The 20,827-nt window shown below is 45.3% G+C and carries 17 protein-coding genes; 15 read left to right on the top strand and 2 right to left on the bottom strand.

What is annotated here, in order from left to right; all coding sequences use genetic code 11:
• Window positions 1–14: 14 nt before the first annotated feature.
• The gene (cls, locus tag ACZ5XR_RS26505) at window positions 15–1,205 is read right to left on the bottom strand and encodes a cardiolipin synthase (RefSeq protein WP_464499421.1); all 1,191 of its coding nucleotides are present in this window, start codon (window positions 1,203–1,205) and stop codon (window positions 15–17) included.
• 177 nt (window positions 1,206–1,382) lie between these two features.
• Between cls and ACZ5XR_RS26500 the strand changes: the two genes are divergently transcribed.
• The 10 genes from ACZ5XR_RS26500 (at window position 1,383) to ACZ5XR_RS26455 (ending at window position 15,109) form a co-directional block, all read left to right on the top strand.
• Entirely contained in the window at window positions 1,383–3,488 is a 2,106-nt protein-coding gene (locus tag ACZ5XR_RS26500) for a (Fe-S)-binding protein (RefSeq protein ID WP_464499420.1), read from the top strand.
• 204 nt (window positions 3,489–3,692) lie between these two features.
• The gene (locus ACZ5XR_RS26495; RefSeq protein WP_464499419.1) at window positions 3,693–4,880 is read left to right on the top strand and encodes an acetyl-CoA C-acetyltransferase; all 1,188 of its coding nucleotides are present in this window, start codon (window positions 3,693–3,695) and stop codon (window positions 4,878–4,880) included.
• 171 nt (window positions 4,881–5,051) lie between these two features.
• On the top strand, window positions 5,052–5,903 hold the full coding sequence (locus ACZ5XR_RS26490) for a 3-hydroxybutyryl-CoA dehydrogenase (protein ID WP_464499418.1): 852 nt from the start codon (window positions 5,052–5,054) through the stop codon (window positions 5,901–5,903).
• A gap of 26 nt (window positions 5,904–5,929) precedes the next feature.
• Window positions 5,930–7,060, top strand: a complete 1,131-nt coding sequence (locus ACZ5XR_RS26485; RefSeq protein ID WP_464499417.1) for an acyl-CoA dehydrogenase — start codon at window positions 5,930–5,932, stop codon at window positions 7,058–7,060.
• Between the two features lie 156 nt (window positions 7,061–7,216).
• On the top strand, window positions 7,217–8,356 hold the full coding sequence (locus tag ACZ5XR_RS26480) for an acyl-CoA dehydrogenase (protein ID WP_464499416.1): 1,140 nt from the start codon (window positions 7,217–7,219) through the stop codon (window positions 8,354–8,356).
• Window positions 8,357–8,385: 29 nt separating this feature from the next.
• Window positions 8,386–9,024, top strand: a complete 639-nt coding sequence (locus tag ACZ5XR_RS26475) for a TetR/AcrR family transcriptional regulator (RefSeq protein ID WP_464499415.1) — start codon at window positions 8,386–8,388, stop codon at window positions 9,022–9,024.
• Window positions 9,021–12,275 carry a fused isobutyryl-CoA mutase/GTPase IcmF gene (gene icmF, locus ACZ5XR_RS26470; RefSeq protein ID WP_464499414.1) on the top strand — a complete coding sequence of 1,085 codons (3,255 nt, stop codon included), beginning with the start codon at window positions 9,021–9,023 and terminating at the stop codon, window positions 12,273–12,275. Before ACZ5XR_RS26475 ends, icmF begins: the two co-directional genes overlap by 4 nt.
• 116 nt (window positions 12,276–12,391) lie before the next feature.
• A complete protein-coding gene (locus tag ACZ5XR_RS26465) occupies window positions 12,392–12,577 on the top strand; it encodes a hypothetical protein (RefSeq protein ID WP_464499413.1) in 186 nt (61 codons plus the stop codon).
• A gap of 103 nt (window positions 12,578–12,680) precedes the next feature.
• Window positions 12,681–13,280, top strand: coding sequence for a DNA-directed RNA polymerase subunit delta (rpoE, locus tag ACZ5XR_RS26460; RefSeq protein WP_464499412.1), 600 nt, complete (start codon window positions 12,681–12,683; stop codon window positions 13,278–13,280).
• Window positions 13,281–13,513: 233 nt separating this feature from the next.
• Window positions 13,514–15,109, top strand: coding sequence for a CTP synthase (locus ACZ5XR_RS26455; protein ID WP_464499411.1), 1,596 nt, complete (start codon window positions 13,514–13,516; stop codon window positions 15,107–15,109).
• An 89-nt stretch (window positions 15,110–15,198) separates the two neighbouring features.
• Here the strand turns inward: ACZ5XR_RS26455 and ACZ5XR_RS26450 are convergent, their stop codons facing one another.
• Window positions 15,199–15,717, bottom strand: a complete 519-nt coding sequence (locus tag ACZ5XR_RS26450; RefSeq protein ID WP_464499410.1) for a DUF2529 domain-containing protein — start codon at window positions 15,715–15,717, stop codon at window positions 15,199–15,201.
• A 179-nt stretch (window positions 15,718–15,896) separates the two neighbouring features.
• On the opposite strand from ACZ5XR_RS26450, the gene ACZ5XR_RS26445 reads away from it, so the two are divergent.
• From ACZ5XR_RS26445 to glpX, 5 genes are all read left to right on the top strand, one after another.
• Entirely contained in the window at window positions 15,897–16,265 is a 369-nt protein-coding gene (locus tag ACZ5XR_RS26445) for a response regulator (protein ID WP_464499409.1), read from the top strand.
• Window positions 16,266–16,503: 238 nt separating this feature from the next.
• A complete protein-coding gene (locus ACZ5XR_RS26440; protein WP_464499408.1) occupies window positions 16,504–17,358 on the top strand; it encodes a class II fructose-bisphosphate aldolase in 855 nt (284 codons plus the stop codon).
• Window positions 17,359–17,461: 103 nt separating this feature from the next.
• Complete coding sequence (gene fsa, locus ACZ5XR_RS26435; protein ID WP_464502445.1) at window positions 17,462–18,112, top strand: fructose-6-phosphate aldolase; 651 nt, start codon at window positions 17,462–17,464, stop codon at window positions 18,110–18,112.
• A gap of 251 nt (window positions 18,113–18,363) precedes the next feature.
• A complete protein-coding gene (locus ACZ5XR_RS26430) occupies window positions 18,364–19,650 on the top strand; it encodes a UDP-N-acetylglucosamine 1-carboxyvinyltransferase (protein ID WP_464499407.1) in 1,287 nt (428 codons plus the stop codon).
• Window positions 19,651–19,680: 30 nt separating this feature from the next.
• Window positions 19,681–20,643, top strand: coding sequence for a class II fructose-bisphosphatase (glpX, locus tag ACZ5XR_RS26425; RefSeq protein WP_464499406.1), 963 nt, complete (start codon window positions 19,681–19,683; stop codon window positions 20,641–20,643).
• Window positions 20,644–20,827: the final 184 nt, after the last annotated feature.

The following is a 20,827-nucleotide window of genomic DNA, read 5'->3' as shown; positions in this document are numbered from 1 at the left end:
AAAGCTCCCATCTCTTATAAAAAAAAAGAAATAGCCCCGGCAATTAATTCCTTACATGACCTGAACAAATTGGGCTTATTTAAATCCGCTAGCGTCAAGGGCTTGGAATCGAGGATGTCCTTTTGTAAAACAGTCTGCAGCCGGGCGATAAAGGCTGGGTCATACAAATAGCAATTGATTTCTTTGTTTAAAAAAAGACTGCGTTTATCAAAATTGGCTGTTCCGATATCGCACAGCTTGTCATCAATCATAATCGTTTTGGCATGATAAAATCCGTTTTTATATTGAAAAACCTTGGCACCTTCCTTAAGCAAAATCCTTAAGTACCGAAAAGAAGCCTCCTGCACCAAAGGATGATCTGCGGTATAAGGAACAATGATCGAGAGCTGGATCCCGCGCCTTAGCGCCTTAATCAGCGCCTGAAGCAGGGGGGTGCTTGGAATAAAGTAGGGCGTTCCAATCATGATCGATTCCGTTGCCAGATCAATCAGCCGTAAATATTTCCCCTCCAATGTCGAGGCTTCTGACGGCACAAATTGATGGCGGACGGTGCCCTTTGGCTGCTCCGGAAAATAGGTGGATTTTTCCTTAATATCCTCCCCGCCATACTCCTGCCAATCAATCAAAAATTGACTTTGTAAAAACGTCACACTCTCACCGGTGATTTTTAAATGATAATCACGCCATGGGCTCAAGACCGGATCTTCATCAATATATTCCTTCCCAATATTGAAGCCGCCGAGATAGCCAATCTTTCCGTCGATAATCGAGATTTTCCGATGGTTTCTCACTTGAGAGGAATAGAAAAAGTATGGGGGTCGAATTGTGTTGCTAAAGGCAAACTGGATTCCTTTTTCACGGAGGGAACGGACCGTTTTCTTCTTGATCCTTTTGCTGCCGATTCGGTCAACAAGCAGACGTACCTCGACTCCCGCCGCGGCCTTTTCTTTTAAAATAGCAAAAAACTCCTGGCTGAAAGCGTCGTCCTTGACGATATAAAAAAGGATATGAATATGCTTTTGCGCTCGCTTTAATTCGTTAAAATAATCAGCAAAAAGGGCCTTCCCATGCGGAAAAATATCGAAGTTTCCGTGAATAATCGGCGTTTCGCTGTTTTTACATAACGAAAGATGCTTCTTTCTGCCAAGCTTATAATCGATAACAAACCAAATAAGGATACAAAGCAGGATAAGGGCGAAAATCATCGAGATTTAATCCTCCGTTTCGTTCTTTTATGTTTGCCAAACAGAAGGATTTCTATGAATGGGGATAAACTTTTCAAAAATCCCTTTGACTGAATGCTCATTCATTATATAATAGGGATAGAGATGATTCTGAAAATTAATTTGTTTTAAAATTTTCTACAAAAGGGGGCATTTGTAGTGAAGGTTCTTTTATGGATTAATCTTATTGCGTTTCTAGCTGTAACCGCTTACGCAATCAGTCTATTCGTTTATGTTGTGAAAACGCGGATTGCCTTTATTAAACTGGGCAAGAAAGTCGATTTCGATAACAATGTCAAAGAGCGGCTGCAAAAGATATGGGTCAATGTGTTCGGCCAGAAAAAATTATTAAAGGACAAAAAGAGCGGCACCATCCACGTGATGTTCTTTTACGGCTTTCTTCTTGTCCAATTTGGCGCGCTTGATTTTATTTGGAAGGGGTTACATCCGGGTTCGCATTTGCCGTTAGGGCTGTTATATGCCGGTTTTACTTTTTTCCAAGAGATTGTCACGCTGGTGATTTTGGTTGCTGTAATTTGGGCTTTTCACCGCCGTTATATTGAAAAATTAGTCCGTTTGAAGCGGAATTTTAAATCCGGGTTAGTCTTATTGTTTATCGGCGGTCTGATGATTTTTGTCTTGCTCGGCAATGGCATGGATATTGTTTGGCATGGTGAGGGGACATCTTGGAACGAACCGATTGCCTCGCTGATTAGCATCATTTTTACTGGAATCGGCAAAACCTCAGCCATCGTTATTTTCTATATTTCCTGGTGGATGCACTTATTTTTCCTTTTAGGGTTCTTGGTGTATGTGCCGCAGTCTAAGCACGCACACTTAATCGCTGGACCGGCAAATGTTTATTTTAACCGTTTGGAAAATCCGGGGAAATTGAAAAAGATTGATTTTGAAGATGAAACACAGGAATCCTTTGGGGTAGGGAAAATTGAAGATTTCACTCAGCTGCAAATGATCGACTTTTATGCCTGTGTAGAATGCGGGCGCTGTACCAATATGTGTCCGGCCACCGGAACAGGCAAAATGCTGTCACCGATGGATTTCATCGTGAAAATGCGCGACCACCTCACCAATTACGGGGCTTCGGTGACTTCGAAACAGCCGTGGGTGCCGACGTTTGCGTTCTCGAATACAAAAGGAAACCAAATTGCATTAGCTGCTGCCGGTCAAGGGGCAGAAGAAACCGCTGCAGCGGGTATTTACAGCCCAAGCCTCATCGGGGATGTCATCACAGAAGAAGAAATTTGGGCATGTACAACATGCCGCAACTGTGAAGACCAATGTCCGGTGATGAACGAGCATGTTGAAAAGATTATTGACCTTCGCCGTTACTTGGTGTTAACCGAAGGGAAAATGGATGCGGATGCTCAGCGTGCCATGACGAACATCGAGCGTCAGGGGAACCCATGGGGTTTAAACCGTAAAGAGCGCGAGAATTGGCGCGAGGTTCGCGATGATGTTCACGTTCCAACGGTCAAAGAAATGAACAAGGCCGGCGAAGAATTCGAGTATCTTTTCTGGGTTGGTTCGATGGGATCCTATGATAATCGCAGCCAAAAGATTGCTTTATCTTTTGCTAAATTAATGAACGAAGCAGGCGTGAAGTTTGCCATCCTTGGCAACAAGGAGAAGAACTCCGGTGATACCGCACGTCGTTTAGGAAATGAATTTTTATTCCAGGACCTTGCGGTGAAAAATATTGAGGAATTCGAAAAGGCCGAGGTCAAGAAAATTGTGACCATCGACCCGCATGCCTACAATATTTTCAAAAATGAATACCCTGATTTCGGCTTAACGGCTGAAGTGTATCACCATACAGAGATTCTATATGAATTGGTCCGTGATGGAAAGCTTGTAGCTAAGCATGAGGTAAATGAAAAAATTACCTTCCATGATTCCTGTTATCTTGGCCGTTACAATGACGTGTACGACGCGCCTCGTGAAATCTTAAAGGCGATTCCGGGTGTTCAGCTCGTTGAAATGGAACGAAACCGCGAAAAAGCGATGTGCTGCGGCGCAGGCGGCGGTTTGATGTGGATGGAGGAAGAAACCGGCCACCGCATTAACGTAAGCCGGACTGAGCAGGCTCTTGCCGTCAATCCAACGGTGATCAGCTCTGGTTGTCCGTATTGCTTAACGATGCTTTCCGACGGAACAAAGGCGAAGGAAGTAGAGGAACAGGTATCGACTTATGATGTCGCTGAATTGCTTGAGAAAGCAGTATGCGGCGAGCTAAAGGCAAGCTAATTTTTAGAATAGTAGTGGTTGATTGTATATTACGAATTCGTTAAATTTTAGGAATTGCGTGAAAAAACATTTCAACTTCTACTATTTTTTGTGTAAAATAAGATTATAATAACGCTTTCATTGCGTAGGCACATGCCTGCGTTACTTTTTGAAAAGGTTTCGAGCGAGCGTTCAGTCGAATAATGAGAAAAAGGAGTGTTTTAAATGGGGAAAACAGTCATTTTAAGTGGAGTAAGAACGCCTTTTGGAAAAATGGGTGGAGCATTAAGCAGTTTTACAGCGTCTGAGCTTGGCGGATTTGCGGTGAAGGAAGCATTAAAACGCGCAGATGTCAGCAACGAAGATGTACAGGAAGTGATCCTCGGCACCGTCTTGCAAGGGGGCCAGGGGCAAATCCCATCCCGCCAGGCATCAAGATTCGCAGGCCTTCCATGGGAAGTAAAGACGGAAACAATCAATAAAGTTTGTGCTTCAGGCATGCGCAGTGTCACGCTCGCCGATCAAATCATCCGCACGGGCGATGAGGAAGTCATCGTGGCAGGCGGAATGGAATCGATGAGCAATGCGCCGTACATTCTTCCGAAAGCAAGATGGGGACTCCGCATGGGGGATTCGACGGTAAAGGATTTAATGGTTCATGATGGCTTAACTTGCACTTTCACCGGCGTTCACATGGGAACCTACGGCAACTCGACCGCGAAGGAAATGGGACTGAGCCGTGAAGAGCAGGACCAATGGGCGTTAAGAAGTCATTTGCGTGCCATTGAGGCCATTGAAAGCGGAAAGTTCGCGGAAGAAATTGTTCCGGTTGAGGTATCGCAGCGTAAAGGCTTGCCAATTGTGGTGGAGCTCGATGAGGCACCGCGCAAAGATACGACCATCGAAAAGTTGGCAAAGCTTGCCCCTGTGTTTAATTTTGACGGAACAATCACGGCCGGAAATGCTCCGGGAGTAAATGACGGTGCGGCAGCCCTCGTTCTCATGAGTGAAGAACGCGCCCTCCGCGAAGGCAGAACACCTGAAGCGGTCATTTTGGGCCATGCGGCCATTGCAGTTGAAGCGAAGGACTTCCCGCAAACACCGGGTCTTGTCATCAACGAATTATTGCGGAAAACCGGCAAAACGCTTGAGGAAATTGACTTATTTGAAATTAATGAAGCCTTTGCAGCTGTGGCTTTAGCGAGTGGGAGAGTAGCAAACCTTGATCCGGAAAAGGTCAATGTCAACGGCGGTGCGGTCGCCCTTGGACACCCGATCGGGGCAAGCGGCGCGCGGATTATCCTTACCTTAATGCACGAGCTCAAGCGCCGCGGCGGCGGGATCGGTATTGCTGCGATTTGCAGCGGCGGCGGCCAAGGGGATGCGGTTATGATTGAGGTTCCGAAGGCTTAGTATGGGGGGAACTTTCGAGTTTTGTTACAAAATTTAGGAAAATGTACAAAACATTCGATTTCATGTACAACACTTCCGAAATGATGTACAAAACTCGAAAGAACATGTCCAAAACTTTAAAAAATAGATCCAAAACTCAAATATAAAATGAATTCGTTCGGAGGAGAAAACATGAAGGTTGAAAAAGTGATGGTAATTGGTGCGGGGCAAATGGGCTCCGGGATTGCCCAGGTTTGTGCCCAAGCGGGATATCAGGTTTTATTAAATGACATAAAGCCGGAATTTGTGGAACGCGGATTAGGCGTGATCAATAAAAACCTCACAAGAAATGTTGAAAAAGGCCGGTTAACCGAGGATCAGAAGCAGGAAGTATTAAGTCGCCTTACAGCTTCAACTGACCTGCAAGATGCAAGCGAGGTCGACCTTATCATTGAAGCAGCCATTGAAAATATGGAAATCAAGGCGAAAATCTTTGCCCAGTTAGACGAGATTGCACCAGAACACGCGATTTTAGCGAGCAATACCTCTTCACTGCCTATTACGGAGATTGCTGCAGCGACAAAACGTCCGGAAAAAGTAATCGGCATGCATTTTATGAATCCGGTTCCAGTGATGAAGCTGGTTGAAATCATTCGCGGGCTAGCTACAGCGGATGAAGTATATCAAGTGATTGAAGATATGACGAAAACGTTGAGCAAGGTCCCTGTCGAAGTAAACGACTTCCCTGGATTTGTTTCCAACCGTATTCTTATGCCGATGATCAACGAAGCGATCTATACCTTGTACGAGGGTGTGGCAACGAAGGAAGCGATTGATGAAGTGATGAAGCTTGGCATGAACCACCCAATGGGACCCTTAACTTTGGCTGATTTTATCGGGCTGGATACCTGCCTATACATTATGGAAACCTTGCATGAAGGCTTTGGCGATGATAAATACCGTCCATGCCCGCTGCTTCGCAAATATGTGAAAGCCGGCTGGCTGGGCAAGAAAACAGGCCGCGGTTTTTACAGCTACGAATAATCTTCCCTGGAGAAGGAGAGTCAGAGATGAATCTAACCTTTACTGAAGAACAACGAATGATGCAGAAAATGGTTCGCGATTTTGCGGCCAAGGAAATTGCTCCCTTTGTTGAAAAAATGGAGCAGGGGGAGTTTCCCAGGGAAATTATTCGCAAAATGGGCGAGCTTGGCCTGATGGGAATCCCGGTACCGGAAAAATACGGTGGCGCAGAGATGGACTTCATTTCCTATATTCTCGCCATCCATGAGATTTCAAAAGTAAGCGCTACCGTCGGTGTTATTCTTTCTGTTCATACATCGGTAGGCACCTACCCGATTCTTCTTTTTGGAACAGAGGAGCAAAAACGCAAGTTTGTACCGAAGATGGCAAGCGGTGAATATTTGGGAGCATTTTGCTTAACGGAGCCAGGTTCAGGATCGGATGCCGGCAGTTTAAAAACAAGGGCAGTCAGGGATGGAGACCACTATGTTTTAAACGGCTCGAAAATCTTTATCACCAACGGCGGGGAAGCCGATATTTATATTGTGTTTGCCAACACCGACCCACGCTTGGGCACCAAGGGAATTGCCGCATTTATTGTGGAAAAAAATACGCCTGGTCTCATTATCGGGAAAGATGAAAAGAAAATGGGCTTGCATGGCTCAAGAACGGTGCAGCTGACTTTCGAGGATATGAGGATCCCGGTCGAAAACCTTCTTGGCAAAGAAAGCGAAGGCTTTAAAATTGCAATGGCTAACTTGGAAGCGGGTCGGATTGGCATCGCCACCCAAGCGCTCGGAATTGCGGAAGCCGCATTGGAGGCAGCGACTGCCTACGCAAGGGAACGCCAGCAATTTGGCAAGCCGATTGCAGCTCAGCAGGGTGTGGCCTTTAAGCTGGCTGATATGGCAACAAGTGTGGAGGCTGCGAAACTATTAATCTACCGTGCTGCCGATTTAAAGGCACGCGGCGTAAAATGCGGCTTTGAAGCTTCCGTTGCGAAGCTGTTTGCCTCACGGACAGCGGTAGAAGTGACAACAGAAGCAATCCAGGTCTTTGGCGGTTACGGCTATACAGAGGATTACCCGGTCGAACGCTATTTCCGCGATGCGAAAATTACCGAAATCTATGAAGGCACGAGTGAGATTCAGCGGATTGTGGTAAGTAAGCATCTTTGATTTGTAGATAAATCTCGGGAGTTTGTAGATAAAATTAAAAGTTTGTAGATAAAGTACTGATGTTTGTAGATAAATTTAAAACTTTGTAGATAACCATCCAATATTTGTAGATAACGCCCCAAAATTTGCAGATAAACCTTAGGAGGACTAACTAAAATGAACTTTAAACTTACTGAAGAGCATGAAATGATCCGGAAAATGGTTCGCGACTTTGCGAAAAACGAAGTGGCGCCAACGGCGGCGGAGCGCGATGAAGAAGAGCGCTTTGACCGTGAGATTTTTGACAAAATGGCGGAGCTTGGCTTAACGGGAATTCCTTGGCCGGAAGAATACGGCGGAATCGGCAGCGACTACCTTGCCTACTGTATTGCCGTTGAAGAGCTTTCCCGCGTGTGTGCGTCAACAGGGGTAACACTTTCCGCCCACACTTCACTTGCCGGCTGGCCAATCTATAAATTCGGTTCTGAAGAGCAGAAGCAAACCTATCTTCGTCCAATGGCCGAAGGAACGAAAATTGGCGGCTACGGCTTAACAGAGCCAGGCAGCGGCTCGGATGCAGGCGGCATGAGAACGACGGCGCGACTTGAAGGCGACCATTATGTTCTAAACGGCTCGAAGATTTTCATCACTAACGGCGGAATAGCCGACATCTATGTCGTATTTGCCTTAACCGACCCAACCAGCAAACAAAAAGGCACAACAGCGTTTATCGTTGAAAGCGACTTCCCAGGCTTCTCTGTAGGGAAAAAGGAAAAGAAACTCGGGATTCGTTCCTCACCGACAACGGAAATTATTTTTGAAGATTGCAAAGTTCCCGTTGCCAACCGACTTGGCGAAGAGGGAGAAGGCTTTAAAATTGCGATGATGACGCTTGACGGCGGTCGGAACGGGATCGCTGCTCAAGCAGTTGGAATTGCCCAAGGTGCTCTGGATGCAGCGGTTGATTATGCAAGAGAGCGCCATCAGTTTGGCAAACCGATTGCGGCCCAGCAGGGAATCAGCTTTAAGCTTGCCGATATGGCGACTTCTGTGGAAGCAGCAAGACTATTAACCTATCAAGCAGCATGGCTTGAATCAAATGGCCTTCCATATGGAAAAGAATCAGCGATGTCGAAGCTGTTTGCCGGTGATGCAGCGATGAAGGTGACAACGGAAGCTGTTCAAGTATTCGGCGGCTATGGCTATACAAAAGACTATCCGGTTGAAAGATTTATGCGCGATGCGAAAATCACGCAAATTTATGAGGGAACACAAGAAATTCAACGTCTCGTTATCTCAAGAATGATTACAAAGTAATAGGGAAGCGGGCAAAGGCGGTTTTATACATGACGAAAAAAAGGGAAGTTCAGGCTTCTGTGAAGGATGAGCGACTGGTTGAAAAAAGGCGCGAACAGATGATCAAAGGAGCCGTTACACTTTTTAAACAAAAGGGGTTTCATCGGACGACAACGAGGGAAATTGCGAAGGCGGCGGGCTTTAGCATTGGAACACTTTATGAATACATCCGTACAAAGGAAGACGTCCTTTATTTGGTATGTGACCACATTTATGAACATGTCAGCGAACGCTTGCAGCAGGACCTGGATAAGAAAAAGGGGACCCTGGAAAGCTTGAAGCAAGGAATTGCCAACTACTTTCGAGTGGTCGACGAATTGCAGGATGAAATTCTCATCATGTATCAAGAGGTTAAATCGCTTCCTAAGGATGCACTCCCATATGTTCTGAATAAAGAAATGGAAATGGCGGCGATGTTTGAAAAGCTAATCAGCCTTTGTGTGGAAAATGGCGAGCTTGATTTATCCGAAAAGCAGCAAAAAATCATTTCCCATAACATCATTGTCGATGGGCATATGTGGAGTTTCCGCCGCTGGGCACTGCAAAAACAATGTACACTTGATGAATATATTGAATTACAAACAAAGCTATTATTCTCAGGCTTTCACCAACAAGGGGGAAAACGATGAGCACGACAAAAGTTTATCAGCCAAAGCATCATATTCGATTTGTCACTGCATCCAGTCTGTTTGACGGTCATGATGCTTCGATCAATATCATGAGAAGAATTCTTCAGTCGAGCGGGGCTGAAGTCATTCATTTGGGCCACAACCGTTCGGTCGAAGAAGTGGTCAATGCCGCAATTCAAGAGGATGCCCAAGGGATTGCAATTTCCTCTTATCAGGGCGGTCATGTGGAATATTTTAAATACATGTACGATCTATTAAAGGAAAAAGGCGCGCCGAATATCCGCATCTATGGAGGCGGGGGCGGCGTCATCATCCCGAAAGAAATTAAAGAGCTTCATGATTACGGAATTGCCTGGATTTTTTCACCGGAAGACGGCAGAACGATGGGCCTTCAGGGGATGATCAACCGGATGCTTGAGGAATGCGATTTTCCAACAGTTACCACCGAGGCTGCTGAACAGATTGAAAAGCTCCCTTCAGGCGATGTGAATGCGATTGCCAAGCTGATTACTTTGGCGGAGCTTCATGTTGACGACAATAAAGAAGTGGCAGCCGCTGCTGAGCTTGTTCTTGACCAGGTGAATTCCTTGACGAAAACCATTCCAGTGGTTGGGATTACCGGTACGGGCGGCGCCGGAAAAAGCTCTTTGACGGATGAGTTGATCCGCCGCTTTATCAATGAATTGCCTGATAAAAAAATTGCGGTTCTGTCTGTTGACCCAACGAAACAAAAAACAGGCGGCGCGCTCCTTGGGGACCGCATCCGCATGAATGCAATTTTCTCATCGAATGTGTATATGCGCAGTCTTGCAACGCGTTCATCTAAATCAGAGCTTTCTCTAGCGATTAAAGATGCGGTGGCCGTTACGAAGGCGGCTGGCTTTGATCTTGTGATTGTCGAGACAAGCGGAATCGGCCAAGGGGATGCCGGCATTACCGAGATTTGCGATGTGGCCTTATATGTCATGACAAGCGAGTTCGGGGCTCCTTCCCAGCTTGAAAAAATCGATATGATTGATTTTGCTGACTTGATCGTCATCAATAAATTTGAGAAAAAAGGCTCCGAGGATGCCAAGCGCCAGGTGCAAAAACAGTTCCAGCGCAGCCATATGCTGTTTGAAAAGGATCCTGCCGACATGCCTGTGTACGGCACGATTGCCAGCCAGTTTAACGACCCTGGCACCAATGCCCTGTTTGCCGCATTAATTGAAAAAATTAATGAAAAGATGGCGACTGAATGGGAAACTTCTTTTAACAAACAGGCGCTGGTGGAAAAGCAAAATGTGATCATTCCGACCGACCGCCGTTACTATTTACGGGAAATCTCGGATACCGTCCGCCGCTATCATCAAAAGGCGGAGGAGCAAGCGAATTTGGCTCGGAAAATATTCCAGCTTGAAGGTGCGATCCTTGCGGTGAAAGAGCCGGAAATCGTGGCTGCGTTAGAAGCCATCAAGCAGGAAACCGAAGAAAAATTAACACCGGAGTCGAAAAAAATCCTCAGCGGCTGGGAAGCTACGAAGGAAGCTTATTCCAAGGACCAATTTGTCACAAGAATTCGCGATAAAGAAATCATTACCGTTTTAAAAACAAAGAGCCTCTCCGGCCTGGATATTCCAAAAGTGGCCTTGCCAAAATACAAGGATTACGGGGAAATCCTCCGCTGGGTATACCGTGAAAACGTACCGGGATCGTTCCCGTACACGGCAGGGGTATTCCCATTCAAGCGAGAGGGGGAAGATCCGAAACGGCAATTTGCCGGCGAAGGAACACCGGAACGGACGAACCGCCGCTTCCACTATTTATCGAAGGATGACTCGGCAAAACGCTTGAGCACCGCGTTTGACTCCGTTACTCTTTACGGGGAAGATCCGGACCACCGCCCGGACATTTTTGGGAAAATTGGCGAAAGCGGCGTGAACGTTTGTACGCTGGACGATATGAAAAAGCTTTATGACGGCTTTGATTTATGCCATCCATCCACATCGGTTTCGATGACGATTAATGGTCCGGCACCGATCATTTTGGCGATGTTTATGAATACTGCGATTGACCAGCAGGTTCAGAAGAAGGAAGCCGAGCTTGGCCGTGTGTTAACCGTTGAAGAATTTGCCCAAGTAAGAGATTATACGTTAAAAACCGTCCGCGGTACGGTTCAAGCCGATATTCTAAAAGAAGACCAAGGACAGAATACCTGTATTTTCTCCACTGAATTTGCACTAAGAATGATGGGCGATATTCAGCAGTATTTTATTGATAAACAGGTCCGCAATTATTATTCCGTTTCGATTTCGGGGTACCATATTGCTGAAGCGGGGGCGAACCCGATTTCACAGCTGGCCTTTACCTTATCCAACGGCTTTACCTATGTGGAATACTATTTAAGCCGCGGCATGAAGATAGATGATTTTGCGCCAAACCTTTCCTTCTTCTTCTCGAATGGTCTCGATCCGGAATATACTGTGATCGGCCGTGTTGCCCGTCGCATTTGGGCAACGGTGATGCGTGAGAAGTATGGTGCGAATGAAAGAAGTCAAAAGCTGAAATATCATGTGCAAACATCCGGCCGTTCCTTGCACGCCCAGGAAATCGACTTTAATGATATCCGCACGACCCTTCAGGCGTTAATGGCCCTGCAGGATAACTGTAACTCGCTGCATACCAATGCCTATGATGAAGCGATTACGACGCCGACGGAAGAATCGGTAAGAAGAGCTATGGCGATCCAAATGATCATCACGAAAGAACATGGCTTAACGAAAAATGAAAATCCGCTTCAAGGAGCGTTTATTGTCGATGAGCTGACAGATCTCGTTGAAGAGGCCGTTCTGCAGGAATTCGAGCGCTTAAACGACCGCGGGGGCGTGCTCGGCTCGATGGAAACCCAGTATCAGCGCGGGAAAATCCAGGACGAATCGATGTACTATGAAATGAAAAAGCATACTGGTGAACTGCCAATCATCGGGGTCAATACGTATTTGAATCCGAATCCTCCTTCCGAAGAGGATGTCAACAGCATGGAGCTGGCAAGGGCATCGTATGAGGAAAAGGAATTGCAGATCACGAATTTGCGCGCGTTCCAAGAAAAACATGCAGGTGTGACCGAACAGGCTCTCAAGGCTTTAAAAGCAGCAGCCGTCAATAATGGCAACATTTTTGCAGCATTAATGGAAACGGTGCAGGTGGCAAGTCTAGGACAAATCACCAGAGCCCTTTATGAAGTGGGCGGGCAGTATCGTAGAAATATGTAAGGAAAAGACAACGGCTTCCATCTGAAGCCGTTGACTTTTTGTTTTTCCAAAATCGCATTTTTCTTATATAATCGTATTTGTGAACAAACATATGATTCCCAGGCAGGTGAAAACGGATGAAGTTAATCTATATAATTATTGTTTTAATAGTTTTTGCCTGGCCGTTATATTATCTCTATCAGCTTCAATTGGGTGCTATTTCCTTTCTGCTGCTGGCGATTTTCTTTCTAGTGATCGCTATGAAGCAAAATAAAAAGCACAAACGGCAGAGGGAAAAGGAACAAGAGAAATCACGCCGGTAAAAATTACAGTGAAACAGTAGCATAAACGGGAAGATTTTGTTTATAATGAAGAATATGTATTTTTATAGAAATGCGAAAGCGCCTTCGGAACAAGAGAAAGGAAGTGCCAAAATTGAGTTTAGCCAATTACTCAAAAGAGCAATTACAAGAGTTATCTCTTATTGAAATGGCCTATGAATATTTAAAAAATAGCAAACAAGCCATTTCGTTCAATGATTTAGTAAAAGAAATTGCATCAGCTGCCGATATTTCTGAGCAGGAAATTCGGTCAAGACTGGCTCAATTTTATACCGACATAAATATTGATGGCCGTTTTCTATCATTAGGAGAAAATCGTTGGGGACTTCGCGTCTGGTATCCGGTTGATACGGCGGAAGAAGAAGTTGTCACTCCGATTAAGTCGAAGAAGAAAAAGGCGAAGAAGGTTGTCGATGAGGAAGATCTTGACGATTACGATGAAATCGATGACGAGGATTACGATGATATCGACGATTATACCGATGATGAAGATGACCTTCTTGAAGATGACGACGATGTCTTCGATGAATTAGATGATGTCGATGAAATCGATGAGGATGAAGACGAAGTCCTTGATGCCGATGATGAGTTTGAGTTGGATGAGGATGAAGACCTCGACGAAGATGATCTCGATGAGGACATGGACGACGCCGATGAATTTGAAGACGAGGAAGAGGAAAAGTAATTTCCTTGACTTTTTACTCACAGCTAGGTAGAATCTTTTTTGGGCTCCTTAAATAAGGAACGATTCATTTATTTAACGGTTATGCGCTCCCTTGCACAAATGTGTAAGTGGAGCGCTTTTTTATTTTTATCGGCAAAAATCGTTTATCTCCCCAGCGAAAAATCAAATATTTTTTGAAAAATAGCCTAAAACTATTTGGATAAGGCACAAACTGTAAATGAGGGGGATTATTGATGACAAAGTATATTTTTGTAACGGGCGGTGTGGTTTCATCACTAGGAAAAGGGATTACCGCTGCATCCTTGGGGCGTTTATTGAAAAATCGCGGCTTGAACGTGACGATTCAAAAATTTGACCCGTATATTAACATTGACCCTGGTACGATGAGTCCGTATCAGCATGGTGAAGTATTCGTGACCGATGACGGGGCGGAAACCGATTTGGACTTAGGTCACTATGAACGCTTTATTGATATTAATTTAGGCAAGTACAGCAACGTAACCACCGGAAAAATTTATTCTACTGTGTTGCGAAAAGAACGCCGCGGAGATTATTTAGGCGGAACCGTACAGGTTATTCCTCATATTACGAATGAAATTAAGGAACGTGTCTTCCGCTCCGGAAATGAAACAAATGCTGATGTCGTGATCACAGAAATCGGCGGAACGGTAGGGGACATTGAGTCGCTGCCATTCCTTGAAGCCATCCGCCAAATCCGCAATGATATTGGCCGCGATAATGTTATGTACATTCACTGTACGTTGATTCCATATATCAAAGCAGCCGGTGAGATGAAAACGAAACCGACCCAGCATAGTGTGAAGGAATTGCGCAGTTTAGGGATTCAGCCAAATATCATCGTGGTTCGGACAGAAATGCCGGTTTCACAAGATATGAAGGATAAAATTGCCTTGTTCTGTGATATCGATGCAGCATCCGTGATTGAGTGCCGCGATGCGGACACGCTTTATTCCGTTCCGCTTGCCCTGCAGGAGCAGAACATGGACCAAATCGTCTGTGATCATTTGAAATTAACAACGAAGGCAGCCGATATGACGGAGTGGAAGGCTTTAGTCGATCGTGTGCTTCATCTTTCTACCAAGACGAGAATTGGTTTAGTCGGAAAATATGTGGAGCTTCAGGATGCCTATATTTCGGTTGTGGAAGCACTGCGTCATGCCGGATATGCCTTTGATTCCGATGTGGAAATTAAATGGATTAATGCTGAGCAGGTAACGGCAGAAAATGTGGCAGAGCTTTTAAATGATGTGGATGGAGTCCTTGTGCCTGGCGGGTTTGGAGACCGTGGGATTGAAGGGAAAATCCTCGCTACACGCTATGCCCGTGAGAATAAAGTGCCATTCCTTGGCATTTGCTTGGGCATGCAGCTGGCAACGGTTGAATTTGCGCGCCATGTGTTGGGATATGAGGGAGCGCATTCTGCCGAGTTTGTACCGGAAACGAATTATCCGATTATTGATTTGCTGCCGGAGCAGAAGGATGTGGAGGATTTAGGCGGAACATTGCGCTTAGGTTTATACCCATGCCGTTTAGTGGAAGGAACGAAGGCGTTTGAGGCCTATGAAGATGAGGTCGTTTATGAGCGTCACCGTCACCGCTATGAATTTAACAATCATTACCGCACAGAGATGGAGGACGCCGGCTTTGTGTTCTCCGGAACAAGCCCGGACGGCCGTTTAGTGGAAATTATCGAGCTGAAGGATCATCCTTGGTTCGTGGCATCGCAATTCCATCCGGAATTCGTGTCCCGCCCAACGCGTCCACAGCCGTTGTTTAGGGATTTTGTGAAGGCGACGTTGAAAAAATAGATGGCAGAAAAGGGTCAGACCCCCGACGTTGTGGGGTCTGACCCTTTGAATTAGATGGACTTTGATTTTATATTTGCCACTCTCCGAAATTACTCTTCCTCATACTCCGCAAGAATCTCTTCAATCGTGAATTTCAAGCCATAATACACAAACAATGCCGCCATCGATGACGGATACCCGTACCGATTTCCGACATCATCCGGAAGAAGGCCTTTTGTAAGCCTCAAATTGATATGGACATCAGCCAGGTCCACCAAAGGTCCTTCAGAGTCCAATACTGTCGAAACCGCCACAAACGGCACATTTTGTTCCCGAAGCTTTTCAGCGAGTGCCACCGCCTCCGCATCAGAAGAGGTCCGCGTAAAAATCAGCACCCGATCTGCGCCTGACAGCTCTGGTAAATCCGCTTCCGTCAGCACTTTTGCTCCTTTTAGTGGCTCCGCACCCTCCACAGCCTCAAACTCGACGGCTTTCATTTCGCGGGAACCATAAAAATAAATCGCACTTCCTTGGGCAAGCAAACGGGCGCCGTCCTCAAACGAAAAGTCCTCTTCATCGGCGATTTTTTTGAACACGCCGGTTAATTGGGTTGTAAACATTTTTAACATGAAAATACTCCTCCTATCACCCAATTAGTATAAACTTTTTTACAAAAAAGAGGAATTACCACAAAATAACACCGAAGAAAGGCAGGAATTTTAAAAAAAAAGGTCGAAGTTAACAAAGAATAATGAGAAAATAAATAGATAAATGGTTGGAATTTAATGAAACGGGAAGAGGTGGAGTTATGAAAGAAAAGATTTTAATCGTTGACGATCAGTTTGGAATACGGATTTTACTAAATGAGGTTTTCCAAAAAGAGGGGTATCAAACATATCAGGCAGCTAATGGCGTTCAGGCCCTCGATATTGTTAAGAAACATGACCCAGATCTCGTACTCCTCGATATGAAAATTCCAGGAATGGATGGAATTGAAATTTTAAAAAGAATGAAGGTCATTGATAAGGATATCCGCGTGATCATCATGACGGCTTATGGAGAATTGGATATGATCCAGGAAGCGAAGGACCTTGGTGCCATCACCCACTTCGCGAAGCCATTCGATATCGATGATATACGTGCTGCAGTCAAAAAACACATGCCGCAAAAAGCGTAATTTTTGCGGCTTTTGCCGATAAAAATCAATTGATATAAATGGTCACGCTTTCATTATGACAATTCAAAAAATTAGGTTTGAATGATAGCAATTCCTCCTTCAGTTTGGTATGATACATATGAAATTTTACTGGTTGTCTATTCTTTTCGATGGATACATAATCGTGAAAATTACAGGGGAACCTTTATATGGAAACCCTAACTCGAAAGACGCCAACCCATACTAAGGAGGAAATGATATGCCTTTAGTTTCAATGACAGAAATGCTCAAAAAAGCAAAAGCGGAGGGCTATGCTGTAGGGCAGTTTAACATTAATAACCTGGAGTTCACCCAAGCCATCCTTCAAGCGGCAGAAGCAGAAAAATCACCGGTTATCCTTGGTGTTTCTGAAGGAGCAGGCCGTTATATCGGCGGTTTCAAAACGGTAGTCAAAATGGTAGAAGGTTTATTGGAAGATTATAAAATTACCGTACCGGTTGCCATCCATTTAGACCACGGTTCAAGCTTTGACAAATGTAAAGAAGCAATCGATGCCGGCTTTACATCTGTCATGATTGATGCTTCCCACCACCCGTTTGAAGAAAACATTGAAACAACTTCAAAAGTGGTTGAATATGCTCATTCAAAAGGTGTATCAGTTGAAGCAGAACTTGGAACAGTTGGCGGACAGGAAGATGATGTTGTCGGTGGAATTATTTACGCTGATGCGAACGAGTGTGATGAACTAGTGAAACGCACCGGTATTGACTGCCTTGCACCTGCTTTAGGATCTGTACACGGCCCGTACAAAGGTGAGCCAAACCTTGGCTTTAAAGAAATGGAAGAAATCGGTAACCTAACTGGTGTACCATTAGTTCTTCATGGTGGTACTGGAATCCCAACAAAGGATATCCAAAGATCGATTTCCCTTGGAACAGCTAAAATCAATGTCAATACAGAAAACCAAATTGCTTCGGCTAGAGTGGTACGTGAAGTATTAGCAGCAAAACCAAATGAATACGACCCACGTAAATACTTGGGACCAGCACGCGATGCGATTAAAGAAACCGTAATCGGCAAAATGCGTGAATTTGGTTCTGCCGGCAAAGCGTAATTTGATAGATTGAAACCGTCCTTGAATAGAAAGGGCGGTTTCAATATGTATAGAGAAATTAGAGAAATAAATCGAAATTCGTCGAAAATTTAGGAGGTTAATGATGAACTTTTTTATTGATACTGCCAATTTAGAAGAAATTCGTGAAGTACATGAACTAGGCTTACTCGCTGGTGTAACCACCAATCCATCCCTCGTGGCAAAAGAAGGAAATGTATCGTTCCATGACCGCATCCGCGAAATTGCCGAGTTGGTTCCGGGTTCAGTCAGTGCCGAAGTCATTTCACTTGATGCGGAAGGCATGATCAAGGAAGGTCTCGAATTAGCAGCCATTGCGCCAAATGTAACCATTAAGGTGCCGATGACTCCGGATGGATTAAAGGCTTGCCATGCCTTCTCGAAAAAAGGTATCAAAACAAATGTAACGCTTATTTTTAGTGCAAACCAAGCGCTGCTTGCTGCCAGAGCGGGAGCTACTTATGTTTCACCATTCCTTGGCAGATTGGATGATATCGGTCAAAATGGCTTGGAATTGATCTCCGCCATTTCCGAAATTTTTGCTGTTCACGGCATTGAATCCCAAATCATTGCTGCATCCATCCGCAACCCAATTCACGTGACAGAAGCCGCTTTAAGAGGGGCTGACATTGCCACCATTCCATATAAAGTATTGATGGGCTTATTCCACCACCCATTAACAGACAAAGGAATTGAAGCTTTCCTTAAAGACTGGGAATCTCGCTCAAACGCTTAAGCTGGTAATTTGTGGGAGTAACGCTCTTTTAATGCGAATCCCCATTCCGGCGCCTATCTCACGGCTTTCCATTTTCGGATAACTTTTTTTAATATTAATACATGAAAATAAAATTTTCGTGTAAACTATATAGATAGACAAGCTGTCGGAAAATGCCTTTTTCTGTTGGAAAAACATGCCAATAAAGAGAATTTGTCGACCAATGTCATTAACTCTGAATGACGTGCAACAGGCTTAGAAGGGAGTCGAAAATGGAAAAACTAAAGATTGCAGGCGGTTATCCATTATCAGGTACGGTAAGAATAAGCGGTGCCAAAAACAGTGCAGTTGCTTTGATTCCTGCCACTATTTTGGCCGAATCACCAGTAACCATTGAGGGATTACCACATATATCAGATGTAGAAATTTTAAAAGACTTGCTGGAAGAAATCGGTGGAAAGGTTCAGCTCTCAGAAGAAGAGATGACGATTGATCCATCCAAGATGATTTCGATGCCGCTGCCAAATGGGAAAGTTAAAAAACTTCGTGCTTCCTACTACCTAATGGGTGCCATGCTCGGCCGTTTCAAAAAAGCGGTGATTGGTCTTCCGGGCGGATGCCATCTGGGACCAAGGCCGATTGATCAGCATATCAAGGGCTTTGAAGCGCTTGGGGCCAGCGTGACCAATGAGCAGGGGGCAATCTATCTGCGCGCGGATGAATTGCGCGGTGCCCGGATTTACCTGGATGTTGTCAGCGTTGGAGCGACCATTAATATTATGCTCGCAGCTGTTCGTGCCAAGGGTCGAACCGTTATTGAGAATGCGGCAAAAGAGCCGGAAATCATTGATGTCGCGACACTTTTGACCAGTATGGGCGCAAAGATTAAAGGAGCAGGCACGGATGTCATTCGGATTGATGGCGTCGACACGCTTCATGGCTGCCGCCATACGATCATTCCAGATCGGATCGAAGCGGGGACCTATATGATTCTTGCTGCCGCGATGGGCAATGGGGTGTTAATCGACAATGTCATTCCACAGCATTTAGAATCTTTAACCGCAAAATTGAGGGAAATGGGCGTACAAATTGAGTCAGGCGATGACCAAATTTTTGTAAGCGGTATCGGTAAACTCAAGGCGGTTGACATTAAAACGCTGGTGTATCCCGGTTTCCCTACCGACCTTCAGCAGCCGTTTACGTCCCTTTTGACAAAGTCAACCGGATCGAGTGTGGTTACCGATACGATTTATGGTGCCCGTTTTAAACATATTGATGAATTAAGAAGAATGAACGCAAATATTAAAGTGGAAGGCCGCTCAGCGATTATTAACGGCCCTATTCAGTTGCAAGGTGCCAAAGTGAAGGCCAGCGACCTGAGAGCGGGTGCTGCTTTGGTGATCGCCGGTCTAATCGCTGAAGGAATAACCGAAGTGACAGGCCTTGAACATATTGACAGGGGCTATAGCAATCTTGTTGAAAAACTCAATGGTCTTGGCGCAACGGTTTGGCGCGAAGCTATGACAGAAGAAGAAGTCGAGCAATTAAAAAACACATAAGCAGTGTGGAATTTGGGAGATGAACGACCAATGGAAAGAAGTTTAACGATGGAGCTGATCCGCGTAACTGAGGCTGCTGCTCTTGCCTCTGCGCGCTGGATGGGCCGCGGAAAAAAAGATGAAGCAGATGGAGCGGCTACATCAGCAATGCGTGATGTTTTTGATACGATTCCAATGAAGGGGACTGTCGTCATTGGTGAAGGGGAAATGGATGAGGCACCAATGCTTTATATCGGCGAGAAGCTGGGGACCGGCTATGGTCCGCGGGTAGACGTCGCCGTTGATCCGCTGGAAGGCACGAATATTTTAGCGGCAGGCGGCTGGAACGCCTTGGCTGTTTTGGCGATTGCCGATAATGGAAACCTGCTTCATGCACCGGATATGTATATGGAAAAAATCGCGGTCGGACCGGAAGCGGTCGGACTTGTCGATATTAACGCTTCCGTGCTGGACAACCTTAAGGCTGTAGCAAAAGCAAAAAATAAGGATATTGAGGACGTTGTCGCAACCGTTCTTAATCGTCCGCGCCACGAGCATATCATTGCCCAGCTTCGCGAAGCCGGGGCCCGAATTAAATTAATCAATGATGGCGATGTGGCAGGTGCCATCAATACCGCTTTCGATAACACCGGTGTGGATATTCTATTCGGTTCCGGCGGTGCCCCTGAGGGTGTCATTGCTGCTGTTGCCTTGAAATGTCTCGGTGGCGAGCTGATGGGGAAACTTTTACCGCAAAACGACGCGGAGATTGAACGCTGTATGAAAATGGGCCTTGACGTAAACAAGGTGCTTCGCATGGAAGACCTTGTTAAGGGTGATGACGCGATCTTTGCTGCAACAGGTGTGACAGACGGGGAACTATTGCGCGGAGTTCAATTTAAAGGCTCATACGGCTTGACACATTCCGTCGTCATGCGTGCAAAATCCGGAACAGTCCGTTTTATTGATGGACGCCACAGCTTGAAAAAGAAACCTAATTTAGTGATTAAATAAGAGATAACCATGAAGAGGCTGGACCTCCCAAATTCCGGTCTCTTCATGCAATTCATGAAAAATTCCTTCCACAATAAAATTTTCCATTCATGTAAATGAAAAATAGATTGATTAAATTTTTACACAGAGGGTAAAATAGAAATTGTTTTTGAAGAGGCAATCTATCTACAATTCTATTCATTTC

The organism is Neobacillus sp. Fa239 (genome assembly GCF_055395235.1).
This window is presented reverse-complemented; position numbering and strand designations above follow the sequence as displayed.